Raw genomic sequence first — 22,409 nt, forward strand, 5'->3', positions numbered from 1 at the left:
CCGTGTGTCAGCACGGGGGCCTTTTGTTTGCGTAACAGCAAAAAGACCCTTTTTCGCCTGGGAACCGGTCGAATTCAGCATGAGTCAAGTGTGATTGAAGTCACGCAATGACATTTTGATTTCGAAAATTACCAACTCCGTATTGTCCAGTTCGGTTTCTTTGGGATAGGTTCGCTGAACGGATCGATAACAGGGGCGGTCCGGGGCACTGGGCCAGTCGCCATCGCGACGGTTTCGGAACTACCGCTTCGGCGGTTCTCTTGACTGGAAGGGAATTCGATGTCTAACGCGTCGTTTCGTCCGCGCCACCGTGCGCTCTGCATCCTGGGTGCTTCGGCACTCACCTCGCTGTCGCTGGCAACGCCGGCATTTGCCGGCGATGTCTACCTGGGTGGCCTGGCCACCGCGCAGACCCACCAGAAGTTCATCGTGACCTACAAGGACGGCAGTAGCGCCCTGAGCAGCCCCAGTGTGTTGACCACCTCGTTGCGCACCGCTGCACGTGCGTTGCCGGCCAAGGCCGGCAAGCCGCTGGGCCTGAACAGCGTGCGTCGTCTGGCCGTGGGACCGGAGCTGATTCAGGCCGACCGCGCGCTGGATCGCGCCGAAGCCGAAACCCTGATGCGCCAGCTGGCCGCCGACCCCAACGTGCAAAGCGTGGAAGTGGACCAGATGCTGTACCCCACGCTGACCCCCAACGACAGCCGCCTGTCCGAGCAATGGGCCTTCGGCACCACCAACGCCGGGCTCAACATCCGCCCGGCCTGGGACAAGGCCACCGGTGCCAACGTCGTGGTTGCGGTGATCGACACCGGCATCGTCAGCCACCCCGACCTGGACGCCAACATCCTGCCCGGCTATGACTTCATCAGCGATGCCACCGCCGCGCGCGACGGCAATGGGCGCGACAACAATCCTGCCGACGAAGGCGACTGGAACTCGACCAGCGGGTGCGCCACGTCCAATTCCAGCTGGCACGGCACCCATGTCGCCGGCACGGTGGCGGCGGTGACCAACAACACCACCGGCGTGGCCGGTACCGCGTTCAACGCCAAGGTGGTGCCGGTCCGCGTGCTGGGCCGTTGCGGCGGTTCGCTGTCGGACATCGCCGATGCCATCATTTGGGCTTCCGGCGGCACCGTCAGCGGTGTGCCGGCCAATCCCAACGCGGCCGAAGTCATCAACATGTCGCTGGGCGGCGGTGGCACCTGTTCGTCCACGATGCAGAGCGCAATCAACGGCGCCGTCTCGCGCGGTACCACGGTGGTGGTGGCAGCCGGCAACAGTGCCGCCAACGTGTCCGGTTCGTTGCCGGCCAACTGCGCCAACGTGATCGCAGTGGCGGCCACGACCTCGGCCGGTGCCAAGGCCAGCTATTCCAACTACGGCAGCGGGATCGACGTCTCCGCGCCAGGGTCGGGGATCCTGTCCACGCTCAACAGCGGTACCACCACGCCGGGCAACGCCAGCTACGCTTCGTACAACGGCACCTCGATGGCGGCGCCGCATGTGGCCGGCGTTGTTGCGCTGGTGCAGTCGGTGGCGCCCACCACGTTGACGCCTGCCGCAGTGGAAACACTGCTGAAGAACACCGCACGCGCCTTGCCGGGCGCCTGTTCGGGCGGTTGCGGTGCGGGCATCGTCGATGCCGATGCGGCGGTGACGGCGGCCATCGCCGGCAGCAGTGGCGGTGGTGGTGGCGGAACCGGCAACACCTTGACCAACGGCACGCCGGTGACCGGCCTGGGTGCAGCCACGGGCGCGGAGTTGAACTACACCATCACGGTGCCGGCCGGCAGCGGCACGCTGACGGTGACCACCAGCGGCGGCAGCGGCGATGCAGACCTGTACGTGCGGGCCGGTAGCGCGCCCACCGACACCGTCTATGCCTGCCGTCCGTATCTCGATGGCAATGCCGAAACCTGCAACATCACCTCGCCGTCGGGAACCTATTACGTGCGGATCAAGGCTTACAGCACGTTCTCCGGCGTGACCCTGACCGCCAGCTACTGACGCTGGATCGCTGCACGCGTTCCCTGGCATGACCGCCAGGGAACGCGCCTTCCTCGCTTCAACCCCATCTGCGATACCTCGCCCAGGTCTGCCGTTTCGGCAGGCGCAGGCGACGTGTTGCCGCTTGGCCGGAATGGACACCGGCCAGTCGCCCCGACGGGCCTGGCGCCCGTGCAGTTCCGGCTCCGAACCGCAGCGTGCGGCAACGAGCCGGCCCTCTCGCCGCAGCTGCGGTACCTCTCCAATAAGGAACGATCGATGTCCAATGTGTCGCAACGTCGTGCGCCCACGCGCGCGCTGGTAGTCCTGGGTGTTTCCGCGCTGACCTCGCTGCTGGCCGTGCCGGCGTTTGCCGGTCAGGTCAATCTGTCCGGGTTGGACTCGCAGCCCACCCTGGACCGCTTCATCGTCAAATACAAAGACGGTTCCAGTGCGGCGGTCAGCCCGACCTCGATGCGCGCATCGCTCAATTCGGTTGCCGGTGCGATGCCGGCACGCGCCGGCCGTGCGCTGGGCCTGAACCACGTGCGCCGCACGGCGCTGGGTTCGGAAGTGCTCAAGACCGATCGTGGCCTGGACCGCGCCGACGCCGAAACCCTGATGCGCCGCATCGCCGCCGACCCCAGCGTGGACTACGTGGAAGTGGACCAGATCATGTACCCGGTGCTGACTCCGAACGACACGCGCCTGTCCGAGCAGTGGGGCTTCGGTACCTCTTCCTCCAGCATCAACGTGCGCCCGGCCTGGGATACCGCCACCGGCACCGGCGTGGTGGTGGCCGTGATCGACACCGGCATCACCAGCCATCCGGACCTCAACGCCAACGTGCTGCCGGGTTACGACTTCATCAGCGATGCCACGCGTGCACGCGACAACAACGGGCGTGACAGCAATCCGGCCGACCAGGGTGACTGGACCACGGCCGGCCAGTGCGGCAGCGGTACGTCGGCCGCCAATTCCAGCTGGCACGGCACCCATGTGGCCGGTACCATCGCGGCGGTCACCAACAACAGCACCGGCGTGGCCGGTACCGCGTTCAACGCGCGCATCGTGCCGATTCGTGCGCTGGGCGCCTGCGGCGGCGCGACCTCCGATATCGTCGATGCGATCGTGTGGGCCTCGGGTGGCACCGTGTCCGGCGTGCCGGCCAATGCCAACCCGGCCGAAGTGATCAACATGTCGCTGGGCGGCAGCGGCAGCTGCTCGAGCAGTTACCAGAACGCCATCAACAGCGCGGTGTCGCGCGGCACCACCGTGGTGGTGGCGGCCGGCAACAGCAATGCCAACGTGGCCAACTTCACCCCGGCCAGCTGCGCCAACGTGATTTCGGTGGCATCGATCACCTCGGCCGGCGCGCGTTCGAGCTTCTCCAACTACGGCACCGGCATCGATATCTCCGCGCCGGGTTCGGCGATCCTGTCGACCTTGAACAGCGGCACCACCACGCCGGGTTCGGCCAGCTACGCCAGCTACAACGGCACCTCGATGGCGGCCCCGCACGTGGCCGGCGTGGTGGCGCTGGTGCAGTCGGTCGCCAGCCGTCCGCTGACGCCTGCGGCGGTGGAAACGCTGCTGAAGAACACTGCACGTCCGCTGCCGGGCGCCTGCTCGGGCGGCTGCGGCGCGGGCATCGTCAACGCGGCCGGCGCGGTCAGCCAGACCCCGTAAACCTGCGCCGACGACCGCGATGCCGGCGCGATGCCGGCAATGCGTCGGGTCTTTTCCGACGCCGGTGTCGGTGCTTTGAAACCTGCACTGCCCCGCTCTACGCGGGGCAGTGTGCGTTCGGGAAGCGGTAATGGCCGCACCGCCGGCCAGGGCCGCCAGCGCTGGCTGAATGAAGCGCGTGCCAGCACGGCATGGCTGCCTTCAGTGCGCCCGGTAGCACGCCGATAGCCAGCCCACGTGAGGCATGCAACATCTGCATGCACGCGCAACGGGAACGGCGCAGCGCAGTGGCTTCAATGCGTTGCCAACCGGGTTGCAAGATCCTTGGGGAGGGATGAAGTCATGCCGTATCACTCAGTGGGCGCACTGCGCCGCGTTGCATTCGTCTGTGCGTTGTCATGCACGTTTCATGCCGCCGCTGGCGAGGTCAGTCTGCAAGGATTGAATTCCAGCAGCACCCATCAGCGCTTCATCGTCAGCTACAAGAACAGCGTCGGCAGCGGCCGGGCGACCGGGTTGTCTGCGCCATGGGGCGACATCGCGCGTGCCGTGCCGCAAGCGCGCGGGAAGGCGCTGGGCCTGTCGGCTACGCGCCGGCTCAGTGGCGGGCCGATGTTGCTGGTGGCCGACCGCAAGCTGGACCGCGTGGATTCGGAAAGCCTGATGCGGCGCCTGGCCGCCGACCCGGCGGTCAAACGCGTGGAAGTGGACATCCTGATGCGGCCACTGCTGGTTCCCAACGACCCCGGCGTGCCGCAGCAGTGGGCGATGGGCGCGACCGCCGCCAGCCTCAACATCCGTCCGGCCTGGGACCGTTCCACCGGCAAGGGCATCGTGGTGGCGGTGATCGACACCGGCATCACCAATCATCCGGACCTGGCAGCCAATGTGCTGCCCGGCTATGACTTCATCGTTGATCCGGCCACGGCGCGCGATGGCACGGCGCGCGATGCGAACGCGGCCGACCAGGGCGACTGGGCCGCGGCCAACGAATGCGGGCCCGGAGCGTCGGCGTCCAATTCCAGTTGGCATGGCACGCATGTGGCCGGCATCGTGGCGGCGGTGGGCAACAACGCGGTGGGCGTGGTCGGTACCGCGTTCAACGCCAGGATCCTGCCGTTGCGGGTGCTGGGCCGCTGCGGCGGCTACATGTCCGATATCGCCGATGCGATCGTGTGGGCGTCCGGCGGCAAGGTCTCCGGCGTGCCGACCAACCCCAATCCGGCCACGGTGATCAATCTGTCCTTGGGCGGTACGGGGACCTGCTCGGCGACGTTGAATAACGCCATCGCCGCAGCGGTCACGCGCGGCAGCGCGGTGGTCGTGGCCGCCGGCAACAGCAATATGGACGTCTCCACCAGCGTGCCGGCCAATTGCGCCAACGTGATCGCCGTGGCGGCCACCACCTCGGCCGGCGCCAAGGCCGGCTTCTCCAACTTCGGCAAGGGCGTGGATATCGCCGCGCCCGGGCAATCCATCGTGTCCACGCTCAATACCGGCACCACGGCACCGGGCAATGCGGCATATGCGGTGTACAGCGGCACCTCGATGGCGGCGCCGCATGTGGCTGGCGTGGTGGCGTTGATGCAGTCGGTGGCCCTGAATCCGCTGCCGCCGGCAACGGTGAAAGCCCTGCTCAAGTCCAGCGCGCGGCCCATGCCGGTCGCCTGCACGCAGGGCTGCGGGGCAGGGCTGGTGAATGCCGATGGCGCGGTGGCGGCGGTGATCGAGTCGACCACCTTGGCCAGGAATGTGGCACGCACCGGGCTGAGCGCAGCGCTTTCCGACTCGCTGTATTACCAGGTCAATGTGCCGGCCGGCGCTCGTTCGCTCAAGGTCGCGCTTGCCGGTGGCAGCGGCAATGCCGACCTTTCGGTACGGGCCGGTGCGTTACCGACCGACGCGGCGTACAACTGCCGCAGCATGTTGCCGGGCAATGGCGACAGCTGCACGCTGGCCGCGCCGGCCGCGGGCGTCTATTACGTGCGCTTGAAGGCAACGCTGGGCTTTTCCGGCGTCAGTGTCACGGCAGCGTATTGAGTGGTGCCGGCGCGGCGTCGTTGCCGTGCCGAAACACGCGACATGGTGTTGTGGTGCGGCAGTGGTGCATGGTTGAAGTGCGAAGACACTGGCGGAAGATCGAAATACGCAAGCGGTCCGTCGAGAGGCATCGCGTGAGTTAAGTCCCAAACGCGTCACGCGCATGCCAAGCGGCATGCGCGCATTGCGTCTACGCGTTCACTCGCACAGCGCGCAAGCGCGTGCGGCGAGTGCATGCACCAGTTGGGTGCCGGGCAATTCCAGCAGCAGTCCGCGCTGGCCGGCGTTGATCCACAACGCCGGTGCGTCCAGCGCGGTGATTTCGACCAGCACCGGCGCCTGCCGTTGCTGGCCGAGCGGGCTGATACCGCCGACCTTGTAGCCGGTGCGCCGTTCGGCATCGGCCACGTCCATCATGCGTGCCGACTTGCCACCGTAGGCGCTGGCCAGTTTTTTCAACGACACCCGGCGGTCGCATGGAATCACCACGCACACCGCCTTGTCGTCGACCCATGCCATCAATGTCTTCAACACGGTATGCGGCGGCAGGCCCAACGCATGTGCGGCCTGCAATCCCTTCGCATCGGCATCGGCCTGGTAGTCGTAAGGATGCAGCACATAACCCACGCCGGCCGCGTCCAGTGCCTTGGTGGCGCGGGTGGCCTTGCTCATGCACTCAGACCGATTCGAAGCGGTTGGCGGCCACGTTCTTGCGCACTTTTTGCGGATTCCAGATGCGGCCGTTCATGGCGATATAAACACCCGACGGCAGCGATTGCACTGCGCCCACGGCGCAACCGATATTGAATTCGGCATCCGAGCCGCGAAAGCGCGCCGGATTCAAGGCGCCGGTCATCACGATGGTCTTGTCGGCGATCGTCTGCAGCACCTTGCCGGTTTCCACCATCGAATCGGTGCCGTGGGTGATCAACACGTGGCGGGTGGGCTGGGCGGCGATGGTGGCGCGGATCAGTTCGCGGTCGGCATCGGTGATGTGCAGCGAATCCTTGCGGATGATCGGAATCACCGAAAAACGAAACGTCACGCCCAGTTCTTTCAGAATCTGTCCGATCTGCGGGTCGCCGATCTGGTAGTCCGATTTGTCGTCGAAGTAGATCTTGTCGATCGTGCCACCGGTGGTGACGATCAGGAGGTCTTCCATTGCTGCGGATCCTGTAGGGCTAACGCGGCGCAGGCCGCGCGCGGGCCGCCATGATACCGCCCGGCCAGGGGGCTGGCAGTACGGTAGCCATCGCGATAGACCAGCGGGGGCGAGACCGGCGCCTGGCTGCCGACTATGTGGCGGCGCTGCATCCGATTGAGATGGCCTGGCGCAGGCGCACGCCGACATGCCCAAGGGTGCCTGCATGTTCGAGGCGCAGCGGGTGTCGTGCAGGCTGGCGTAGCCCTGCCCCTGGCGTGCTTGCGCCAAGTCAGCGTGCAACTGGAGTTGCCACTGAACGCGTTGCTTCAGCGTTGCCCGTGCCCAGCCTCCACATGCCGCAGCGCAAAACGCAGTGTGATCCACGCACCGCTCCGCTGCGCCGGGTGCGTGTGCTACGTCACGAACTCAATAAAGAGACATTACGGAAATTGACTTGACATTTGTGCGGTCGATAGTCGGCGAGCCGTCGGTACGCATGTCGTCGGCATTCCCTTCCCGGAGAGCCTCATGAACAAGTCCTTGTCGATGTTACGCGCACTTACCTGCGCGATGGCTGTGCTGCTGGCGGGTCATGCCGCTGCGCAGACGGTGACGATCACGCCCACGCAGACCTACCAGACGGTGCGCGGGTTCGGCGGCATGAATGGCGCCGGCTGGATCAACGACCTGACACCGGCGCAGGTGGATCTGGCTTATGGCAGCGGCACCGGGCAGATCGGGTTGTCGATCCTGCGCATGCGCATCGACCCCTCCAGCTCAGGCTGGGCCACCCAGGTGCCGACGGCAACGCGCGTGCATGCGCTGGGCGGGCTGGTGTTCGCAACCCCCTGGACGCCACCGGCCTACATGAAGTCCAACAACAGCCTGACCAATGGCGGCAAGCTGCTGACGAACTATTACGGTGCCTACACCCAGCACCTGCTGGATTTCGCCAATTACATGTCGGGCAAGGGTGCGCCGCTGTATGCGATTTCCCTGCAAAACGAGCCGGATTGGCACCCGGATTACGAATCGGCCGACTGGAGCAGCAGCGACTTCGTCAATTATCTCGTGAGCCAAGGCAGCAGGTTCGGCAGCCTGAAGGTCATCGTCGGCGAGTCGGTGGGGTTCAACTTCTCCATCACCGACCCGGTCCTCAACAACGCCACTGCCAATCAGGCCACCTCCATCGTGGCCGGCCATCTGTATGGCGCAAAGCCGCGCGACTATGCCTTGGCGCGTAGCAAGGGCAAGCAGGTGTGGATGACCGAGCATTACACCGACAACACCGATGGCAACGCATGGCCGTCGGCACTGGGAGTGGCCAGCGAACTGCACGCCAGCATGGCGGCCAATTTCAACGCCTACATCTGGTGGTACATCCGGCGCAGCTACGGGCTCATCAGCGAAAACGGCGCAGTGAGCAAACGCGGCTATGCGATGTCGCAGTTCGCACGCTTCGTGCGGCCAGGGTCGGTGCGCGTGGGCGCCACCGAACACCCGTATAGCGATGTCTCGGTGACCGCCTACCGCACGCCGGACAACAAGCTGGTGGTGGTGGCGGTCAACACCGGCACCGGCCACCAGCGGCTGGACCTGACGCTGCCCTCCGGCACTGCCACGCAGTTCGCCAAATACAGCACCTCGAGCACGCTCAATGTCGGGTTCGGCGGCAACTACAGCGTGGTCAACGGCAAGACCTCGCTGTATGTCGACCCGCAGAGCGTGGCCACGCTGGTCGGAAACTGACAGCGGCCGCCGAAACGCCGCACGTCCTCGTCAGGTGGCGTGGACGGCGCGCTCGGGCCAGAGTGCAGGCTGTGCATGCCACCTGATCGCCGGCCGCGTTCGCCTGACGATGATCGAAGTTGGTGTCGTGGTTGCCTTGGGGTAGTCGCGGCTGACCACCTCGGCTAGCTGCATGCGCAGCTGCATCGCGCAGCTGCGCCTACGGTTTGATCGGCTCGCCGATCATCGTGGCGGGCGCTTCCTGCCCAAGCGCGCCGCCATGCCGGGACCACCTACCAGGCCCACCACGGCCAGGGCGAGCAGTAGTTCCATCCACGCCATTCCACGTGCCTGCGGCTGGCTCCAGGCGGCCATGACGCCGTGGCTGAACCAGCCCAGCGCAAACACACCGGCCCAGAAGCGCGCACGCGCGCTGCGCACTGCCAGTACACCGGTCAGCGCGGCCGGCAGCACGAACACGATGAGCGCGGCCAGTGGGCGCGGGTCGTCGTGGAACCACACCGCAAACAACGCCGCCAGCGCCAGCAGCGCAGCGCTCAGCAGCCAGTGCGTGGCGCGCACGCTCACGGGGTTGCCAGCCGCTGTGCGACATCGGCCACCCGGCGGCCCAGCGCACGCGCCAGCAGCGCTTCGTCCTCGCTCGGTTGCGGGTCGCCGCCAGCGCCGGAGACATGGCTGGCGCCATAGGGCGTGCCGCCACTGGTGGTATGGCTGAGCGCAGCTTCGGTAAACGGAATCCCCACGATCAGGCAACCGTGATGCAGCAGCGGCAGGTGCATCGACAGCAAGGTGGATTCCTGTCCGCCATGCATCGACGCGGTAGAGGTGAACACGCCAGCCGGTTTGCCGGCCAGGGTGCCACTGGCCCATTCGGCGCCCAGGCTGTCGAGGAAATGCTTCATCGGTGCGGCCATGTTGCCGAAGCGGGTGGGGCTGCCCAGCAGCAGGCCGCTGCAGTCGGCCAGATCGGCGCGGTCTACATAGGGCGCGCCCTCGTCCGGGACCGGCGGGGCGCTGGTCTGGGTGACCGCAGCCACCGGTGGGACGGTGCGCAGCCGCGCGCTCATGCCGGGCACTTCGCCGATGCCGCGTGCGATCTGCCGCGCCAGCCGCGCCACCGAACCGCCCCGGCTGTAATACAGCACCAGAATCTCCGCCATCGTGTCGTTGCCGCCTGTGTGAGTTGCCGCAGTATCGGCCAAGCCAGCCTGTTGCTGCACGCCGCAGCTGCGGCAAGGCCGCGATGACGGCGCATCGGGTACCCTTGCGCGATGTCGCGCGTGAACAAACTCCACCAATGGAAAGAACGTCTGCGCGACCGCGCGCGGACGGTGAGTTTCGGGCGCTTTCTGTGGCGCCGCTTCCTGGACGACCGGCTGTTCCAGGCCGCCGCCTCGCTGGCCTACACCACCGTGTTCGCGCTGGTGCCATTGGCGATCGTGGTATTCGGCGTGCTGTCGGCGTTTCCGGCCTTCAACGAGTGGAAGGACGCGCTGACCGACTTCATCTTCAACAATTTCGTGCCAGGCGCGGCGCGCTCGGTACAGAACTATCTCAATCGCTCGCTGGAAGACCTGGGCAAGTTCACCGTGGCCGGCATGGTCGCGCTGGTGGCCTCGTTGCTGATCACCCTGCACAGCATCGAACAAACCTTCAACAGCATCTGGCGGGTTGCCGCCGCCCGTCCCAAGGTGACGCGCTTCCTGATCTACTGGACGGTGCTGACGCTGGGCACGATGCTGGCTGCCGCCTCCATGGCGATGGCGGCCTACGTGTTCGCGCTGCCGCTGTTCCGCACCACCGAGGGCCAGTGGCTGGCCGAATTCGCCTGGCGGCTGGCGCCGATGGCGGTGGAGTTCGTGTGCATCGTGCTGATCTACCGGGTGGTGCCGCAGCACGTGGTGCGGCTGCGGCATGCGCTGCCGGGCGCGCTGCTGGCGGTGATCCTGATGGAAATCGTCAAATGGGGGTTTGGCTTTTACCTGGGTAATTTCCAGACCTACCAACGCATCTACGGCGCGCTGTCGGCACTGCCGATCCTGCTGTTGTGGATCTACCTGAGCTGGGTGTCGGTGTTGCTGGGCGCCTCGCTGGCCTCCTCGATGTCCGCCTTCCGCTACCAGCCCGAGGCCATGCGGCTGCCGCCGGGCTTTGAGATTTACGGCCTGCTGCGTCTGCTCGGCCGGTTCCGCCAGGCGCGCGTCCACGGCGATGGCCTGGACGAAGACCGCATCCTGGCGCTGGAGCCGATGCTCACCGACACGCTGATGCAGGAACTGCTGTGCGAGCTCAAACGCATCCGCCTGCTGCGTCGCGACGAGCGTGGGCAGTGGCTGCTGGCACGCGATCTTGACGTGGTGCCGCTGGCCGAACTCTACGAAAACTGCCAGCTGCGCGTGCCGATCGAAGACCGCCCGTTGCCGTGCCGCGACGATGCCTACGGCCAGGCCGCCGCCGCCGCGCTGGAACAGCTGCGCCAACCCTTGCGCAGCGTGCTGGCGCAGCCGGTCGGCGACCTCTACACCCACCTTCCCGGAGATCCTCCATGACCGTGCGTCTTGTCCGCAGCGCCTGTGCGCTGCTGTTGCCACTGCTGTTGCTGACCGCCTGCAAGCCGGCCAGCGAGGCCACTCCCGCTGCCGGCAACGGCGCTGCGCCTGCCGCCACGCCCCAGGCGCCAGCCACGCCAGCCACCCCGGCCGACCCGGCTGCACCGCCCAATAGCTCGGTGGTGCAGCAGACCGTCCAGATGCCCAGGCTCTCGCTGCCGACCGTGACCGGCGAGACCTACGACCTGGCCGCGCACCGCGGCAAATGGGTGGTGGTGAATTTCTGGGCCACCTGGTGTGCGCCGTGCCTGAAGGAAATGCCCGAACTGTCGGCGCTGCACACCATGCGCGACACCGTCGAGGTGGTGGGTCTGGCCTACGAAGACATCACCAGCGCCGACATGCAGGCGTTCTTGAAGGACCACCCGGTGTCGTACCCGATCGCCATCCTCGACCCGTACCAGCCGCCACAGGACTTCGCCACCCCGCGCGGCCTGCCGATGACCTACCTGATCGGCCCGGACGGCAAGGTCGCCAAGCAATTCCTTGGCCCGGTGACCGCACGCGATATCGAGGCCGCCGTCGGCATCACCGGCAAGGCGGGTTGATGCAGGCGGCGCGTTTCGTGGTGAGCGGGGTGGTGCAGGGCGTGTGGTACCGCGCGTCCACCCGCCAGCGCGCAGTCGCACTCGGCCTGGTCGGGCATGCCCGCAACCAGGCCGACGGCAGCGTGGAAGTGGTCGCCGCCGGTAGCGCGGCGGCGCTGGACGCCTTGGAAGCATGGCTATGGCAGGGCCCGCCGGCCGCCACGGTCGCGGCGGTCACGCGCACTGCCTGCGCGGTTCCGCCGACTGAAGACTTTGTAACTGGGTGAGCGTGCGCCACTGAAGCGGGGCAACAGAGTTGGGTTGCCTCGCCGATAACCTTGTCAACGCGATCAGGCGTGCACGGGGAATGTAATGGCCGCTCCATCTCAAGACCGCAACGACGGGCACGACCTGCCCGCGCATCGCCGCCACCGCCAGATGGCGCAGCTGGCGCCGTGGTTGTATCTCGGTGTCCTACTGGGCAGCGGCTGGTTGTTGTTCCTGCACCCGCAAACCCGCGTGCTAGCAACCGGACAGGCGGCAACCAGCTGGCTGCTGGCCTGGATCTTTGGCGGCATCGTGATCGGCGCAGTGGTGTGGAGCCTGCGTCTGGCACGCCAGGGGCTGGGTCAGCCCTCGGCAAGCTACCCGCTGTCGGCGCGCTTGCCCGACTCGTGGGCCGATGCCTACGCCGCACTCCTGCGCCCGGCCACGGTAGCTCCGATGGCCGCGGCCCGGCCGGACCCGGCCGGCGCCCAGCGTGGCGCAGCCTGGCATCGCTTCGGCGGCGGCATGCTCAGCGCGGAAACCTTCGACCCGAACGACGCCACCCGTGCGCCGTGGGACGGACTGGATGCGCAGTCCTGCATCCTGCGTCTGGACGATGTGCGTCAGGCCTGGCACAACGCTGCCGCCAACCGCACGCTGCAGCAGGAGCGCCGTTACTGGCTGGATGTGGTGTTGTCGCTGCTCGACCACGGCGTGATGCGCCCGCTGCAGGACGGCTACCTTCCCGACACCGCCGCGCTGCGTACCGAACGTTTCCTGCTGGGCGCCGATGCCGGCCCGATCGTGCTGTCCGAGGTGCCGGCATTGTTTGCACGGCGCCTGGCACTGGCCATCGAGGCCATGCCGACCGCCCAGCGCGAGGCCGCCGGCGTGCAATGGCGCCTGCTGCAGCAATTGCATGCGCTGGTCGCCGAAGGTCGCATGCTGGACGAACGTTCGCAGGTGATCCAGGTGCTGGCATGGAATCCGGATGTGGACCTGGACCAGGTCGAAGTGGCCTACATCCTGGCCGCCGAATACCGCGAAGGCATGCGCGACTGGCTACGCCGCGCCGCGCTGGTGCGCCTGCCCGACAGCGCGCTGCGCCTGGACGAAGTGCTGCTGTCGTCCTGCAGCCCGCTCGGTGCGCAGGCCGACGATGTGGACTACATGGAAGCGATGCGCCCGCTGCATCGCGGTTTCATGCAATTGTTCAGTCAGCGCCTGAGCCAGCTGGTGCTGCAGGCCGAGCAGGCCGAACGTCAGGCCGGCCTGCACCCGCTACCGCGTGCCACCGCGGCCAGCGACGAAATCTCTCAAGACTGGGCGGCGTAATCGTCGATCGGCTCCAGCACGCCATAGCGTTCCTTGTGCAGCTTGCCGGGCAATGGCGGCAGCTGCACCAGCTCGTCGGGCACTGCGGTGTCCGGTAGCCGGTCCAGCAGATCGCGGATCAGGCTCAGGCGGCCACGCTTCTGGTCGTTGAAATCCACCAGCGTCCACGGTGCATCGGGCGTATGCGTCGCCTCCAGCATGCGTTCGCGCGCGGCGGTGTAGTCGTCGTACTTGGTGCGTGACTGCAGGTCCACCGGCGAGAGCTTCCAGCCCTTGAGTGGGTCTTCGCGGCGTTCGGCAAAGCGCTTTTCCTGCTCGGCCTGGTCCACGCACAACCAGTACTTGAACAGCAGGATGCCGTCGTCGACCAGCATCTGTTCGAAACGTGGCGCCTGCTCCAGGAACAGGTCGTATTGCGCGTCGGTGCAATAGCCCATCACCTTCTCGACGCCGGCGCGGTTGTACCAGCTGCGGTCCATCAGCACCAGTTCGCCGCCCGCCGGCAGGTGCGTCACATAGCGCTGGAAATACCACTGCGTGCTTTCGCGGTCGTTGGGCTTGGGCAGCGCCACCACGCGACACTGGCGTGGGTTGAGATGGCTGGCGATGGTCTGGATCACGCCGCCCTTGCCGGCGGTGTCGCGGCCTTCCACCAGCACCAGGGCGCGCTGGTTGGTGTGGCGCAACCAGCGCGCCATGTCCACCAGCTCCAGCTGCATCGGCGCCAGCAACTTTTTATAGGCCTTGCGTTTCAGGTGCGACATGCGCGTTCCAGCAACAGTGGAGAGCGCGCAGGCTATTGCCCCAGGCGTGGACGCAATGTCGCCAGATTGCAGGGCCTGGTGCGCGCATCCAGCTGCGCACGCACGATCTTCTCCCAGGCCGTGCGGCAGGCCGAGGTGGAGCCGGGCAGGCAGAACACGAAGCTGTGATTGGCCAGCCCGGCAAAGGCGCGCGACTGCAGCGAGGAGGTACCGATTTCTTCCACGCTGATCGCGCGGAACATCTCGCCGAAGCCAGGCATGACCTTGTCCAGCAACGGGGTGATCGCTTCCGGGGTGCTGTCGCGACCGGTGAAGCCGGTGCCGCCGGTGATCAGGATGCCGTCGACCTGCGCATCGGCAATCCAGCGCGACACGATCGCACGCATGCGGTAACGGTCGTCCGGGCACAGTGCACGTTCGTGCAGCACATGGCCTTCGTGGGTGAGGGCATCGGCCAGGTAATCGCCGGAGCGATCGTCGGCCAGCGTGCGGCTGTCGGACACCGTCAGCACGCACAGGCGCAAGGGAATGAAGTCGAGAGTGGAAGGCATGCCACAAGCCTAGCGAGCCGGGACGACCGGGTACAGCACCACGGCGTGAAGCCGCACAACGCAGCTGCTGGCGTCGGTCAGGGCGACAGCGCGGCCGCGGATCGGCTCCTCGGCCCGGCACACATCCTGTCTGGCTCGCCGTCGCGGCACATCCGTGTGCCGCTTTCCGCCAATCCCCGGCCACGCTGCCGACTCGGCGCGTGGCTTCCATGGCCTGAAAAGGTCTCGACGAAACTTGATGGCCCTTTCAATCCTCTCCGGCCCGGGGTGGGAAGGACGGCTGCGCGCCCTGGGTGCACGTGCCCCGGAGCGCCCGCGCTGCAAGCGCCGGCCACGGCGGGGCGCGGAGGTTGGGGGCAGGGTGCGGCGGCAGACAGCGATCCATCACGTAGCGGCCGTTGCTAAACCCCTAACCAGCCATGCTTTCCCGCGACCCCACGCACCAATTCTCCAAACGCATCCGCAAACCCGTCCATATTGAACAGGTCCGATTCGCGCCGACGCTCCGCCACCCGAGCACGCAACGCACCCAGTGCCGCTGGATCGCTCGCCAACGCCACCGCCGTGGCCACGAACGCAGCGTCATCGGCCACATTCATTTCATCCAGCCCCAGATGATGATTCAGGCTGCCGGCCACACGCGCGGCAAACGTCTGGCCAGGTGTGGTCAAGACCGGGCAACCTGCCCATAACGCATCGGAGGCGGTGGTGTGCGCGTTGTAGGGGTGCGTATCCAGAAACAGATCCGCATGTCGATAGCGCGCCAGATACTGCGGGTGCGGCAGTTTGGGCATGAAGACCAAACGCTGCGCGTGCACGCCCTGTGCCTGCGCTGCTGCACGCAATCGCGCATCCGCCTCACCCGGGCCGGACAGCAGCCACAGCACGCTGCCAGGCACCGCGCGCAACACCGCCAGCATGCGCGCCATGCTGCGTGGATTGAGCTTGTAACTGTTGTTGAAGCAGCACAGCACCACAGCGTGCTCAGGCAGCCCGCACTGCGCACGCGATGGCGGTTCGGCTACCGTGCGCGAGGTGTCCGATGGCTGGAAGGCGCGCGGCAGGCGCAGCACCTGTTCGCTGTAGAACGGCTCAAGCGACGTCGGCAATGCAACGGTATCGCCAAGCACATAATCCATCCACGGCGCGCCCGAGGTGCCCGGATACGCCAGCCAGTTGAGCTGCACCGGCGCCGGCCGCAATGCGAAGACTTCCGGCCGTCCGCCACCGCCCCAGCCGCGCAGGTCGAACAACAGATCGATGCCCTGGTCGCGGATATGTTGCGCGGTTGCCAGATGCCCCAGCGCAGTGACCTCGTGCATGCGCGTTGCCTGCGCCAGGCGCGCGCGAATGTCGCTGCCATCGTCCGGGCTGGTTGCAAACAGCTGCACGTGCAGATCCGGTTGGCGTTGCTGCAACGCTTCGAACAAGGCCACCGTCAGTAAGCCCGTCGGGTGGGCGCCAAAGCCGTTGGACACGAACCCGAGTTGCAGCGGGCCGCGGCTGCGCAGCGTGGACGCTGGCAGCGGGCGCACCGAGGAGGCAATGGCCTGCGCACGGGTACGGGCGCACGCCAGTTGCTCCGCGGCGCTGGCGTCCTCGCTCAGGAACGCGAAAGGCTCCACGGCCGCCTCGCCTTGTGTGACTGCGGCGCGCACCTGTGCAGCCAGTGAGTCCAGCTCGCGCCAATCGCATAGGCGGCGTCGCCAGTTGAGCAGTTGTGCGGTGATGTAGGGCTCGTCGGGCAGCAGCTTGTGGGCGCGCGTATAGGCGGCCGCGGCCTGTTCCGGTTGGAGTGCATCTTCGAGCGCGTGCCCAAGCCACAGGGCGATCCCCGGATGCTGCGGTACCAGGTCCGAGGCCTGTTGGAGCAGCGTGGCCGCTTCTGCATGGCGCTGCTGCGCCCAGCGCACCCGTCCCAGCCGCGCCACCGCTTCCGGATGACCCGGATGCAGCGCCAGCGCGCGCTGCACGGCCGCCTCGCCGGCAGCGGTGACGCCCATGCCCAGCTCGGCATCGGCCAGCATCAACCAGGCGACGAAATCGCCGGGCTGGCGTCGCACTTGCTCGCGCAGCTGCAGCAGCTCGCGCGGGACTTGCGCACTCACGGACTATCGCTCAACCGTGCCAGTTCGTCGGCTTGATGTTCGTGCAGCAGCCGGCCGATCAATGCATCCAGATCGCCTTCGATGATGTTGGGCAGGTCGTACAAGGTCAGCCCTTCGACGCGATGGTCGGTGATGCGACCCTGCGGAAAACTGTAGGTGCGGATGCGCTGGCTGCGGTCGCCGCTGCCCACCTGCAACTTGCGCGTCTGCGCTTCGGCCGCTGCCGCCTTGCTGCGTTCGGCGTCCAGCAGCTGCGCCTTCAACCGCTTCATCGCCTTGTCGCGATTGGCATGCTGGCTGCGCTCGGTCTGGCATTCCACCACCACGCCACTGGGCACGTGGGTGATGCGGATTGCCGATTCGGTCTTGTTGACGTGCTGGCCGCCCGCACCGGACGAGCGGAACGTGTCCACCTTCAGATCGGCCGGATTGATCGTGATCTCTTCCACGTCGTCGGCTTCGGGAATGATCGCCACCGTGGCAGCCGAGGTGTGGATACGGCCTTGCGATTCGGTTGCCGGCACGCGTTGCACGCGATGGGTGCCGGATTCGAATTTCAGGCGCGAATACGCACCGCGCCCGACCACCCGCGCCACCACTTCCTTGTAGCCGCCATGCTCGCCGGGACTGTCGGATTCGATTTCCACCTTCCAGCCCTGGCGCTCGGCGTAGCGTGCGTACATGCGGAACAGGTCGCCGGCAAAGATCGCCGCTTCGTCACCGCCAGTGCCGGCGCGCACTTCCAGAAACAGGTTGCCGTCGTCACGCGGGTCGCGCGGTACCAGCAGCGATGCAAGTTGTGCATCGAGTTGTTCCAGGCGCGCCTGTGCAGCGGCGATTTCCTCTTCGGCCAGTTCGCGCATCTCCGGGTCGTTGCGCAGCGCTTCGGCCGTGGCCAGGTCGGCCTTGGCACGCGCCTCCTCTTCCAGCGCCATCGCCACCGGCTCCAGTTGCGACAGTTCGCGCGAGAGCGTACGGAACGTGTCGTTGTTGCCCACCACATCGGGGTCGGAGAGCAGGTGCTGCAGTTCTTCGCGGCGCTCGGCCAGCGCTTGGAGCTTACGGCGCAGGGTCGGCGTCATCGGTCCTCACGATCGGGGTAGCTATGGGGGGGTGTTGGTAACCCGGCTTTTCCGGAAACAGCCGGTCGGCCGCAGTGGTCAATTCCAGGTCGTTGTTGAGCGCCGCATTGCGCAATGCGGCCGTGGGCGGATGCAACAAACGGTTGGTCAGCGCATGCGCCAACTGTTCCAGCACTTCGTCGGCCGGCTTGCCGTTGTGCAACTGCTGGCGTGCCTTGGCCAGCAGCTCGTCGCGGGTGCTATCGCCAAAGGCGCGCAGCCGCTTGAGGGGTGCCTGGCGCGCACTGGCCTGCAGCGTTTCGACATAGCGCGCCACTTGCAGGTCGATGATGGCTTCGGCCTGGTCGGCCGCTTCGCGGCGGCCACGGCGGTTGTCTTCGACCGCGCGTTCCAGGTCGTCCACCGTGTACAGGTAGGCGTCGCTCAACTCGCCCACCGAGGCCTCGATATCGCGCGGCACGGCCAGGTCGAACAGCAGCATCGGCTTGCGCTTGCGCGTGCGCAACGCCTGTTCCACCTGTGCGCGGGTCACCAGCGGCTCACGCGCAGCGGTGGCCGAAAACACCACATCCGCCTCGGCCAGGTGGCGTTCCAGATCGGTCAGCGGCAAGGCGAAGCCGCCGTGCTGGCTGGCCAGCGTCTGGGCATGGGCCAGGGTGCGGTTGGCGATCAGCAGGCGGCGCACGCGGCCTTCGCTCAGATGCTTGGCCGCCAGTTCGATGGTTTCGCCGGCACCGATCAGCAACACCGTCGACTCGTTGAGCCGGGCAAAGGAGTCCTGTGCCAGCCGCACCGCCGTGGATGCGACCGAAACCGGATTTGCGCCGACACGGGTGTCGGTACGCGCGCGCTTGGCCACCGAAAAGGTCTGTTGGAACAGCCGGTCCAACCCGCTGCCCAGCGCGCCGTGCGCCCGCGCCACCGCCCAGGCGTCCTTCACCTGGCCCAGGATCTGCGGTTCCCCCAGCACCATCGAATCCAGCCCGGTGGCGACGCGGAACAGGTGGCGCACCGCCTCGGCTTCCCGGTGCTGGTACAGATGACCGCTCAGCCCGGGCGCGTGCGTTTCCAGCCAGTTGACCAGGCTGTGCGCCTCGTCGGCCATCGCATACAACTCGGTACGGTTGCAGGTGGACAACAGCGCGGCCTCGCTTACCTGGGGCAGCGCACGCAGCGATTCGAGCGCGCGCGGCAGCGCATCACCTGCGAACGCCGCGCGTTCGCGCAGGTCCACAGGTGCGGTCTGGTGATTCAGTCCGAGCACCCACAACGTCATTGTTCAGTTGCTTGCGATAAGCTGGCGGCCATTCAGGGCCCCATTTTACGGCCCGGTTGCCCCCGATGCCTGTACCGATTCGCATCCTGAGTGTTCTTTTGCTGGTCGCAGTCTCCGCCAGCGCCACTGCAGCACCCAAGAAAGCACGGCCCGCTCCGCCCCCAGGCAATGCCGGCACCTCGTCGCTGGAACCCGTGCTGGCCGGCGAATTCGCCTTGCAGGCCGGGCAGCTGGACGATGCCGCGCGCGCCTACCTGGACGCCGCCAAGGCCGAAGCCGGCGATGCCGGGCTGGCCGAGCGCGCCGCCCGCATCTCCATGCTGGCCAACGACGACCCGCGCGCGATCGAAGCGCTGGCGTTGTGGCGCGCCCGCGCGCCGTCGTCGATGTCCATGCGCAGCACCGAGGCCTCGTTGGCGCTGCGCCGCAACGACCTGCGCACCGCGCGCCGCGATTTGCTCGGCTTGCTCAAGGAGCCCGATCCGCGTGGCTGGCGCTTTGCGCTGATCGCCCTGGCCAACGGCGGCCGCGAGCCGGAAGCCTCGGCCGATGTGCTCGAAGACCTGGTCAAGGCCGGCGCCATCCCGAATCAGATCGAAGCCTGGCAGGAATTCGGCCGGCTCGCGCTGCGCATGGAGCGCCCCGCGCTGGCCAAGCGCATCGTCGACGAGGTGGTACGCCGCTTCCCCGAAGAGCCGCGCGTGGCCTTGTTGCATGCCACCCAGTTGCAGCAGGAAGGCAAGAACGACCAAGCGCTGGCGCTGCTGAAGAATATCGAACCGCAGGCGGTCAAGGACTCCGAGCTGCGCGGCGCGCTGGCATTTGCCTACGACGCCATGGGCCAGACCGAAGCTGCTGCACGCGTGCTTTCGACCGGGCCGCAGGACACCCAGACCTATGGCTTGCGTGCCTCGATGCTGGCCAAGGAGAAAGACCGCAGCTCGCTGGAGGCGCTGTACGCCGAGCTCAAGAGCAACGCTACCAAGCCCGATCCGGACCGCCGTCTGCTGCTGGGCAAGATCGCCGAATTCCTCAAGCGCTACGACGAGGCGGTGGAGTGGTATCGCGGCGTGCCGGGTGGTCCGCAGGTCAGCGAGGCGCGTCTGCGCACCGCCAGTGCCTTGTACGAACTGGGCCGCAAGCCCGAAGCGCTTGCCGAAGCCCGCGCCCTGCAGGGCGACGCCAGTGCCGACGACGACGCGCGCCGCGACGCCTACGTGCTCGAAGCCGAGCTGCATCAGCGGGCCGACGATGCGCCGGGCGAACTGGATGCCTTCGAACGTGGCCTGGCCGCCTACCCGGACGATAGCGCGTTGCTGTACGCCCGCGGGCTGGCCTGGGAGCGGCGCGACGACGTCCCGCGTGCCGAGGCCGATCTGCGCAAGATCCTGGTGACCGAGCCGGAAAACGTCGCCGCGCTGAACGCGCTGGGCTACACCTTGGCCGACCGCACCACCCGCTACAAGGAAGCGTTGGCGCTGATCGACCGTGCCCGCACGGCCGACCCGGACAACCCGGCCATTGTCGACAGTTATGGCTGGGTGCTGTACCGGATGGGCCGCACCAAGGAAGCGTTGGTGCAGCTGCGCCGCGCCTGGGCGCTGGTCAAGGACCCGGAAATCGCGGCCCACGTGGGCGAAGTGCTGTGGGTCAGCGGCAAGCAGGACGAAGCGCGTCGCTACTTCGATGAAGCGCGCCGCCTCGACCCGGACAACCGTGCGCTGCAGCGCGCCGTGGAAAAGTTCGGGCTATGAGCAGGGCGGTTCGAACGTTGGCCCTGGGCGGGCTGGTGCTGGTCGGGCTGTCGGCCTGCGTCAGCGTGCCGCGCGGGCAGGGCAGTGGGGCGGCCGTGGCCGATCACGTCTCCGACAGTGCGCGCCAGGCCGAAGCCGCTCGCCAGGCCTGGTTGCAGGCGCACCCCAATTGGTCCTTCCAGGGCCGGGTGGCGATCAGCAAGGACCGCAATGGCGGCAGCGGCCGCATCGACTGGCAGCAGGATGGCCCACGCTACCGCGTGCAACTCAGTGCGCCGGTCACCCGGCAAAGCTGGGTGCTCACCGGCGACACCACCAGCGGCGCCGGCCGGCTGGAAGGGCTGGACGGCGGTCCGCGCAGTGGTCCTGATGCCGAGCAGGTGCTGCTGGAAGCAACCGGCTGGACCATCCCGGTCAACCAGATGCCTGACTGGGTGCGCGCGCTGCGCATCGCCGACGCCGGTGCCGCACGCGTCGACCTGGATGCCGCCGGGCGCCCGCGCACCGTGCAGCAGGATGGCTGGACGATCGAATTTTTGGCCTGGACACCAGCCGGCGCCGACCAGCCCGAGCTGCCGCAGCGGATCGAAGCCCGCAACGGCGAGGCAAAGGTGCGCCTGTTGGTCGACCAATGGACCGTGTCGCCCTGATGGACGCGCCGGGCACTGATTGGTCGGCGTGGCCTGCGCCGGCCAAGCTGAATTTGTTCCTGCAGATCACCGGGCGCCGTGCCGACGGCTACCACCTGCTGCAGACCGTGTTCCGGCTGCTGGACTGGGGGGACACCGTTCATCTTCGCGTGCGTCGTGACGGCCAGATCCGCCGCCTCGGCGAGAGTCTGCCCGGCGTATCCGAAGACGATGACCTGGTGATCCGCGCTGCGCGCCTGCTGCAATCGGCAGCCGGCACCCAGGCGGGCGCGGAGATTCGGGTCGACAAGCGCATCCCCGCCGGCGGCGGTTTCGGTGGCGGCTCCTCGGACGCGGCGACTGTGCTGGTGGCGCTCAATGCCTTGTGGGGCCTGGGCCTGGCGGCCGATGTGCTGGCCGAGCTGGGCCTGCAGCTGGGCGCAGACGTGCCGGTCTTCGTGCGCGGCCGCAATGCCTGGGCCGAAGGCGTGGGCGAACAACTGACCCCGATTTCCCTGCCGGAAGCGGCGTATCTGCTGGTCGATCCCGGCGTTCATGTACCGACCCCGGCGTTATTTCGATCACAGGAATTGACGCGGGATGCTGCGCCCGCGAAAATAGCGGACTTCGCTTCCGGTTCCCTGCTCGACAATGCGTTCGAGCCGGTCCTGCGGCGCCGCGAACCCGCCGTCGAGGCCGTGTTCCAGGCGCTTTCCAGGGTCGGTACACCGCGTTTGACCGGGTCGGGAAGTGGCTGTTTCGTCGAGTTCGCCACGCGCGCTGCTGCAGAGCAGGCGCTGGCGCAGTTGCCGGGCAGCCTGCGGGCGTGGGTGGTGGAGGGTGCAGCGCACTCGCCATTGCTCGATGCGCTGGACGCGACACAGGTTTGATGC

General features: G+C 67.1%; 20 protein-coding genes. 11 read left to right on the top strand and 9 right to left on the bottom strand.

Going from position 1 to position 22,409, the window contains the following annotated elements; all coding sequences use genetic code 11:
• The first annotated feature begins 279 nt into the window (after nucleotides 1-279).
• From ACDH77_RS04460 to ACDH77_RS04470, 3 genes are all read left to right on the top strand, one after another.
• On the top strand, nucleotides 280-2,013 hold the full coding sequence (locus tag ACDH77_RS04460) for a S8 family peptidase (RefSeq protein WP_055026671.1): 1,734 nt from the start codon (nucleotides 280-282) through the stop codon (nucleotides 2,011-2,013).
• A gap of 258 nt (nucleotides 2,014-2,271) precedes the next feature.
• On the top strand, nucleotides 2,272-3,681 hold the full coding sequence (locus ACDH77_RS04465; protein ID WP_008578141.1) for a S8 family peptidase: 1,410 nt from the start codon (nucleotides 2,272-2,274) through the stop codon (nucleotides 3,679-3,681).
• A 342-nt stretch (nucleotides 3,682-4,023) separates the two neighbouring features.
• The gene (locus ACDH77_RS04470; protein WP_031421240.1) at nucleotides 4,024-5,721 is read left to right on the top strand and encodes a S8 family peptidase; all 1,698 of its coding nucleotides are present in this window, start codon (nucleotides 4,024-4,026) and stop codon (nucleotides 5,719-5,721) included.
• A 198-nt stretch (nucleotides 5,722-5,919) separates the two neighbouring features.
• Here the strand turns inward: ACDH77_RS04470 and ybaK are convergent, their stop codons facing one another.
• Together ybaK and ACDH77_RS04480 are read right to left on the bottom strand one after the other, a co-directional pair.
• Entirely contained in the window at nucleotides 5,920-6,393 is a 474-nt protein-coding gene (ybaK, locus tag ACDH77_RS04475; RefSeq protein ID WP_014089474.1) for a Cys-tRNA(Pro) deacylase, read from the bottom strand.
• Nucleotides 6,394-6,397: 4 nt separating this feature from the next.
• Nucleotides 6,398-6,883, bottom strand: coding sequence for an asparaginase domain-containing protein (locus tag ACDH77_RS04480; RefSeq protein ID WP_008578144.1), 486 nt, complete (start codon nucleotides 6,881-6,883; stop codon nucleotides 6,398-6,400).
• A 510-nt stretch (nucleotides 6,884-7,393) separates the two neighbouring features.
• Between ACDH77_RS04480 and ACDH77_RS04485 the strand changes: the two genes are divergently transcribed.
• On the top strand, nucleotides 7,394-8,614 hold the full coding sequence (locus ACDH77_RS04485) for a glycoside hydrolase family 30 beta sandwich domain-containing protein (RefSeq protein ID WP_029818754.1): 1,221 nt from the start codon (nucleotides 7,394-7,396) through the stop codon (nucleotides 8,612-8,614).
• Nucleotides 8,615-8,836: 222 nt separating this feature from the next.
• On the opposite strand, the gene ACDH77_RS04490 is transcribed toward ACDH77_RS04485, so the two are convergent.
• Together ACDH77_RS04490 and wrbA are read right to left on the bottom strand one after the other, a co-directional pair.
• Complete coding sequence (locus ACDH77_RS04490; protein ID WP_008578146.1) at nucleotides 8,837-9,181, bottom strand: DUF2069 domain-containing protein; 345 nt, start codon at nucleotides 9,179-9,181, stop codon at nucleotides 8,837-8,839.
• Nucleotides 9,178-9,774 (bottom strand): NAD(P)H:quinone oxidoreductase, encoded by a 597-nt coding sequence (gene wrbA / locus ACDH77_RS04495; RefSeq protein WP_014089477.1) that lies wholly within the window; start codon nucleotides 9,772-9,774, stop codon nucleotides 9,178-9,180. Before wrbA ends, ACDH77_RS04490 begins: the two co-directional genes overlap by 4 nt.
• A gap of 111 nt (nucleotides 9,775-9,885) precedes the next feature.
• On the opposite strand from wrbA, the gene ACDH77_RS04500 reads away from it, so the two are divergent.
• The 4 genes from ACDH77_RS04500 to ACDH77_RS04515 all read left to right on the top strand — a co-directional run bounded on the left by ACDH77_RS04500 (nucleotide 9,886) and on the right by ACDH77_RS04515 (nucleotide 13,352).
• The gene (locus tag ACDH77_RS04500) at nucleotides 9,886-11,163 is read left to right on the top strand and encodes a YihY family inner membrane protein (protein ID WP_008578148.1); all 1,278 of its coding nucleotides are present in this window, start codon (nucleotides 9,886-9,888) and stop codon (nucleotides 11,161-11,163) included.
• Complete coding sequence (locus tag ACDH77_RS04505; RefSeq protein ID WP_031421247.1) at nucleotides 11,160-11,771, top strand: TlpA disulfide reductase family protein; 612 nt, start codon at nucleotides 11,160-11,162, stop codon at nucleotides 11,769-11,771. Before ACDH77_RS04500 ends, ACDH77_RS04505 begins: the two co-directional genes overlap by 4 nt.
• On the top strand, nucleotides 11,771-12,037 hold the full coding sequence (locus ACDH77_RS04510) for an acylphosphatase (RefSeq protein WP_008578150.1): 267 nt from the start codon (nucleotides 11,771-11,773) through the stop codon (nucleotides 12,035-12,037). The genes ACDH77_RS04505 and ACDH77_RS04510 overlap by 1 nt, the downstream gene beginning before the upstream one ends.
• Before the next feature lie 85 nt (nucleotides 12,038-12,122).
• Nucleotides 12,123-13,352, top strand: a complete 1,230-nt coding sequence (locus ACDH77_RS04515; RefSeq protein ID WP_031421249.1) for a hypothetical protein — start codon at nucleotides 12,123-12,125, stop codon at nucleotides 13,350-13,352.
• On the opposite strand, the gene ppk2 is transcribed toward ACDH77_RS04515, so the two are convergent.
• The 5 genes from ppk2 to hemA all read right to left on the bottom strand — a co-directional run bounded on the left by ppk2 (nucleotide 13,334) and on the right by hemA (nucleotide 19,133).
• The gene (ppk2, locus tag ACDH77_RS04520; protein ID WP_008578152.1) at nucleotides 13,334-14,116 is read right to left on the bottom strand and encodes a polyphosphate kinase 2; all 783 of its coding nucleotides are present in this window, start codon (nucleotides 14,114-14,116) and stop codon (nucleotides 13,334-13,336) included. The two genes, ACDH77_RS04515 and ppk2, sit on opposite strands and share 19 nt — an antisense overlap.
• A gap of 32 nt (nucleotides 14,117-14,148) precedes the next feature.
• Nucleotides 14,149-14,667 (bottom strand): molybdenum cofactor biosynthesis protein B, encoded by a 519-nt coding sequence (gene moaB, locus ACDH77_RS04525; RefSeq protein ID WP_011346528.1) that lies wholly within the window; start codon nucleotides 14,665-14,667, stop codon nucleotides 14,149-14,151.
• Between the two features lie 401 nt (nucleotides 14,668-15,068).
• Entirely contained in the window at nucleotides 15,069-16,775 is a 1,707-nt protein-coding gene (locus ACDH77_RS04530) for a tetratricopeptide repeat protein (RefSeq protein ID WP_031421251.1), read from the bottom strand.
• Nucleotides 16,772-17,857, bottom strand: a complete 1,086-nt coding sequence (gene prfA / locus ACDH77_RS04535; RefSeq protein WP_029818759.1) for a peptide chain release factor 1 — start codon at nucleotides 17,855-17,857, stop codon at nucleotides 16,772-16,774. The genes ACDH77_RS04530 and prfA overlap by 4 nt, the downstream gene beginning before the upstream one ends.
• Nucleotides 17,835-19,133 (bottom strand): glutamyl-tRNA reductase, encoded by a 1,299-nt coding sequence (hemA, locus tag ACDH77_RS04540; RefSeq protein WP_031421254.1) that lies wholly within the window; start codon nucleotides 19,131-19,133, stop codon nucleotides 17,835-17,837. Before hemA ends, prfA begins: the two co-directional genes overlap by 23 nt.
• A 65-nt stretch (nucleotides 19,134-19,198) precedes the next feature.
• Between hemA and ACDH77_RS04545 the strand changes: the two genes are divergently transcribed.
• Genes ACDH77_RS04545 through ispE form a run of 3 tightly spaced genes read left to right on the top strand, consistent with a single transcriptional unit; the run spans nucleotide 19,199 to nucleotide 22,406 of the window.
• Complete coding sequence (locus tag ACDH77_RS04545; protein WP_031421256.1) at nucleotides 19,199-20,887, top strand: tetratricopeptide repeat protein; 1,689 nt, start codon at nucleotides 19,199-19,201, stop codon at nucleotides 20,885-20,887.
• Nucleotides 20,884-21,537: a lipoprotein insertase outer membrane protein LolB gene (lolB, locus tag ACDH77_RS04550; protein WP_029818760.1), complete on the top strand. Its 654-nt coding sequence runs from the start codon at nucleotides 20,884-20,886 to the stop codon at nucleotides 21,535-21,537. The genes ACDH77_RS04545 and lolB overlap by 4 nt, the downstream gene beginning before the upstream one ends.
• Nucleotides 21,519-22,406 (top strand): 4-(cytidine 5'-diphospho)-2-C-methyl-D-erythritol kinase, encoded by an 888-nt coding sequence (gene ispE / locus ACDH77_RS04555; protein WP_008576042.1) that lies wholly within the window; start codon nucleotides 21,519-21,521, stop codon nucleotides 22,404-22,406. The genes lolB and ispE overlap by 19 nt, the downstream gene beginning before the upstream one ends.
• Nucleotides 22,407-22,409 lie beyond the last annotated feature (3 nt).

Origin of the sequence: Xanthomonas axonopodis pv. maculifoliigardeniae, assembly GCF_041519315.1 — a bacterium.
GTDB classification, from domain to species: Bacteria; Pseudomonadota; Gammaproteobacteria; order Xanthomonadales; family Xanthomonadaceae; genus Xanthomonas; species Xanthomonas euvesicatoria.

What these genes read in the sequence shown, in the direction of transcription:
- ispE (WP_008576042.1), top strand. Translation starts at nt 21,519, where the DNA reads ATGGACCGTGTCGCCCTGATGGACGCGCCGGGCACTGATTGGTCGGCG.
- ACDH77_RS04515 (WP_031421249.1), top strand. Translation starts at nt 12,123, where the DNA reads ATGGCCGCTCCATCTCAAGACCGCAACGACGGGCACGACCTGCCCGCG.
- hemA (WP_031421254.1), bottom strand. Translation starts at nt 19,133, where the DNA reads ATGACGTTGTGGGTGCTCGGACTGAATCACCAGACCGCACCTGTGGAC.
- ACDH77_RS04485 (WP_029818754.1), top strand. Translation starts at nt 7,394, where the DNA reads ATGAACAAGTCCTTGTCGATGTTACGCGCACTTACCTGCGCGATGGCT.
- prfA (WP_029818759.1), bottom strand. Translation starts at nt 17,857, where the DNA reads ATGACGCCGACCCTGCGCCGTAAGCTCCAAGCGCTGGCCGAGCGCCGC.
- ACDH77_RS04460 (WP_055026671.1), top strand. Translation starts at nt 280, where the DNA reads ATGTCTAACGCGTCGTTTCGTCCGCGCCACCGTGCGCTCTGCATCCTG.
- ACDH77_RS04465 (WP_008578141.1), top strand. Translation starts at nt 2,272, where the DNA reads ATGTCCAATGTGTCGCAACGTCGTGCGCCCACGCGCGCGCTGGTAGTC.
- ACDH77_RS04545 (WP_031421256.1), top strand. Translation starts at nt 19,199, where the DNA reads ATGCCTGTACCGATTCGCATCCTGAGTGTTCTTTTGCTGGTCGCAGTC.
- moaB (WP_011346528.1), bottom strand. Translation starts at nt 14,667, where the DNA reads ATGCCTTCCACTCTCGACTTCATTCCCTTGCGCCTGTGCGTGCTGACG.
- ACDH77_RS04505 (WP_031421247.1), top strand. Translation starts at nt 11,160, where the DNA reads ATGACCGTGCGTCTTGTCCGCAGCGCCTGTGCGCTGCTGTTGCCACTG.
- ACDH77_RS04510 (WP_008578150.1), top strand. Translation starts at nt 11,771, where the DNA reads ATGCAGGCGGCGCGTTTCGTGGTGAGCGGGGTGGTGCAGGGCGTGTGG.
- lolB (WP_029818760.1), top strand. Translation starts at nt 20,884, where the DNA reads ATGAGCAGGGCGGTTCGAACGTTGGCCCTGGGCGGGCTGGTGCTGGTC.
- ACDH77_RS04470 (WP_031421240.1), top strand. Translation starts at nt 4,024, where the DNA reads ATGCCGTATCACTCAGTGGGCGCACTGCGCCGCGTTGCATTCGTCTGT.
- wrbA (WP_014089477.1), bottom strand. Translation starts at nt 9,774, where the DNA reads ATGGCGGAGATTCTGGTGCTGTATTACAGCCGGGGCGGTTCGGTGGCG.
- ACDH77_RS04480 (WP_008578144.1), bottom strand. Translation starts at nt 6,883, where the DNA reads ATGGAAGACCTCCTGATCGTCACCACCGGTGGCACGATCGACAAGATC.
- ybaK (WP_014089474.1), bottom strand. Translation starts at nt 6,393, where the DNA reads ATGAGCAAGGCCACCCGCGCCACCAAGGCACTGGACGCGGCCGGCGTG.
- ACDH77_RS04500 (WP_008578148.1), top strand. Translation starts at nt 9,886, where the DNA reads ATGTCGCGCGTGAACAAACTCCACCAATGGAAAGAACGTCTGCGCGAC.
- ppk2 (WP_008578152.1), bottom strand. Translation starts at nt 14,116, where the DNA reads ATGTCGCACCTGAAACGCAAGGCCTATAAAAAGTTGCTGGCGCCGATG.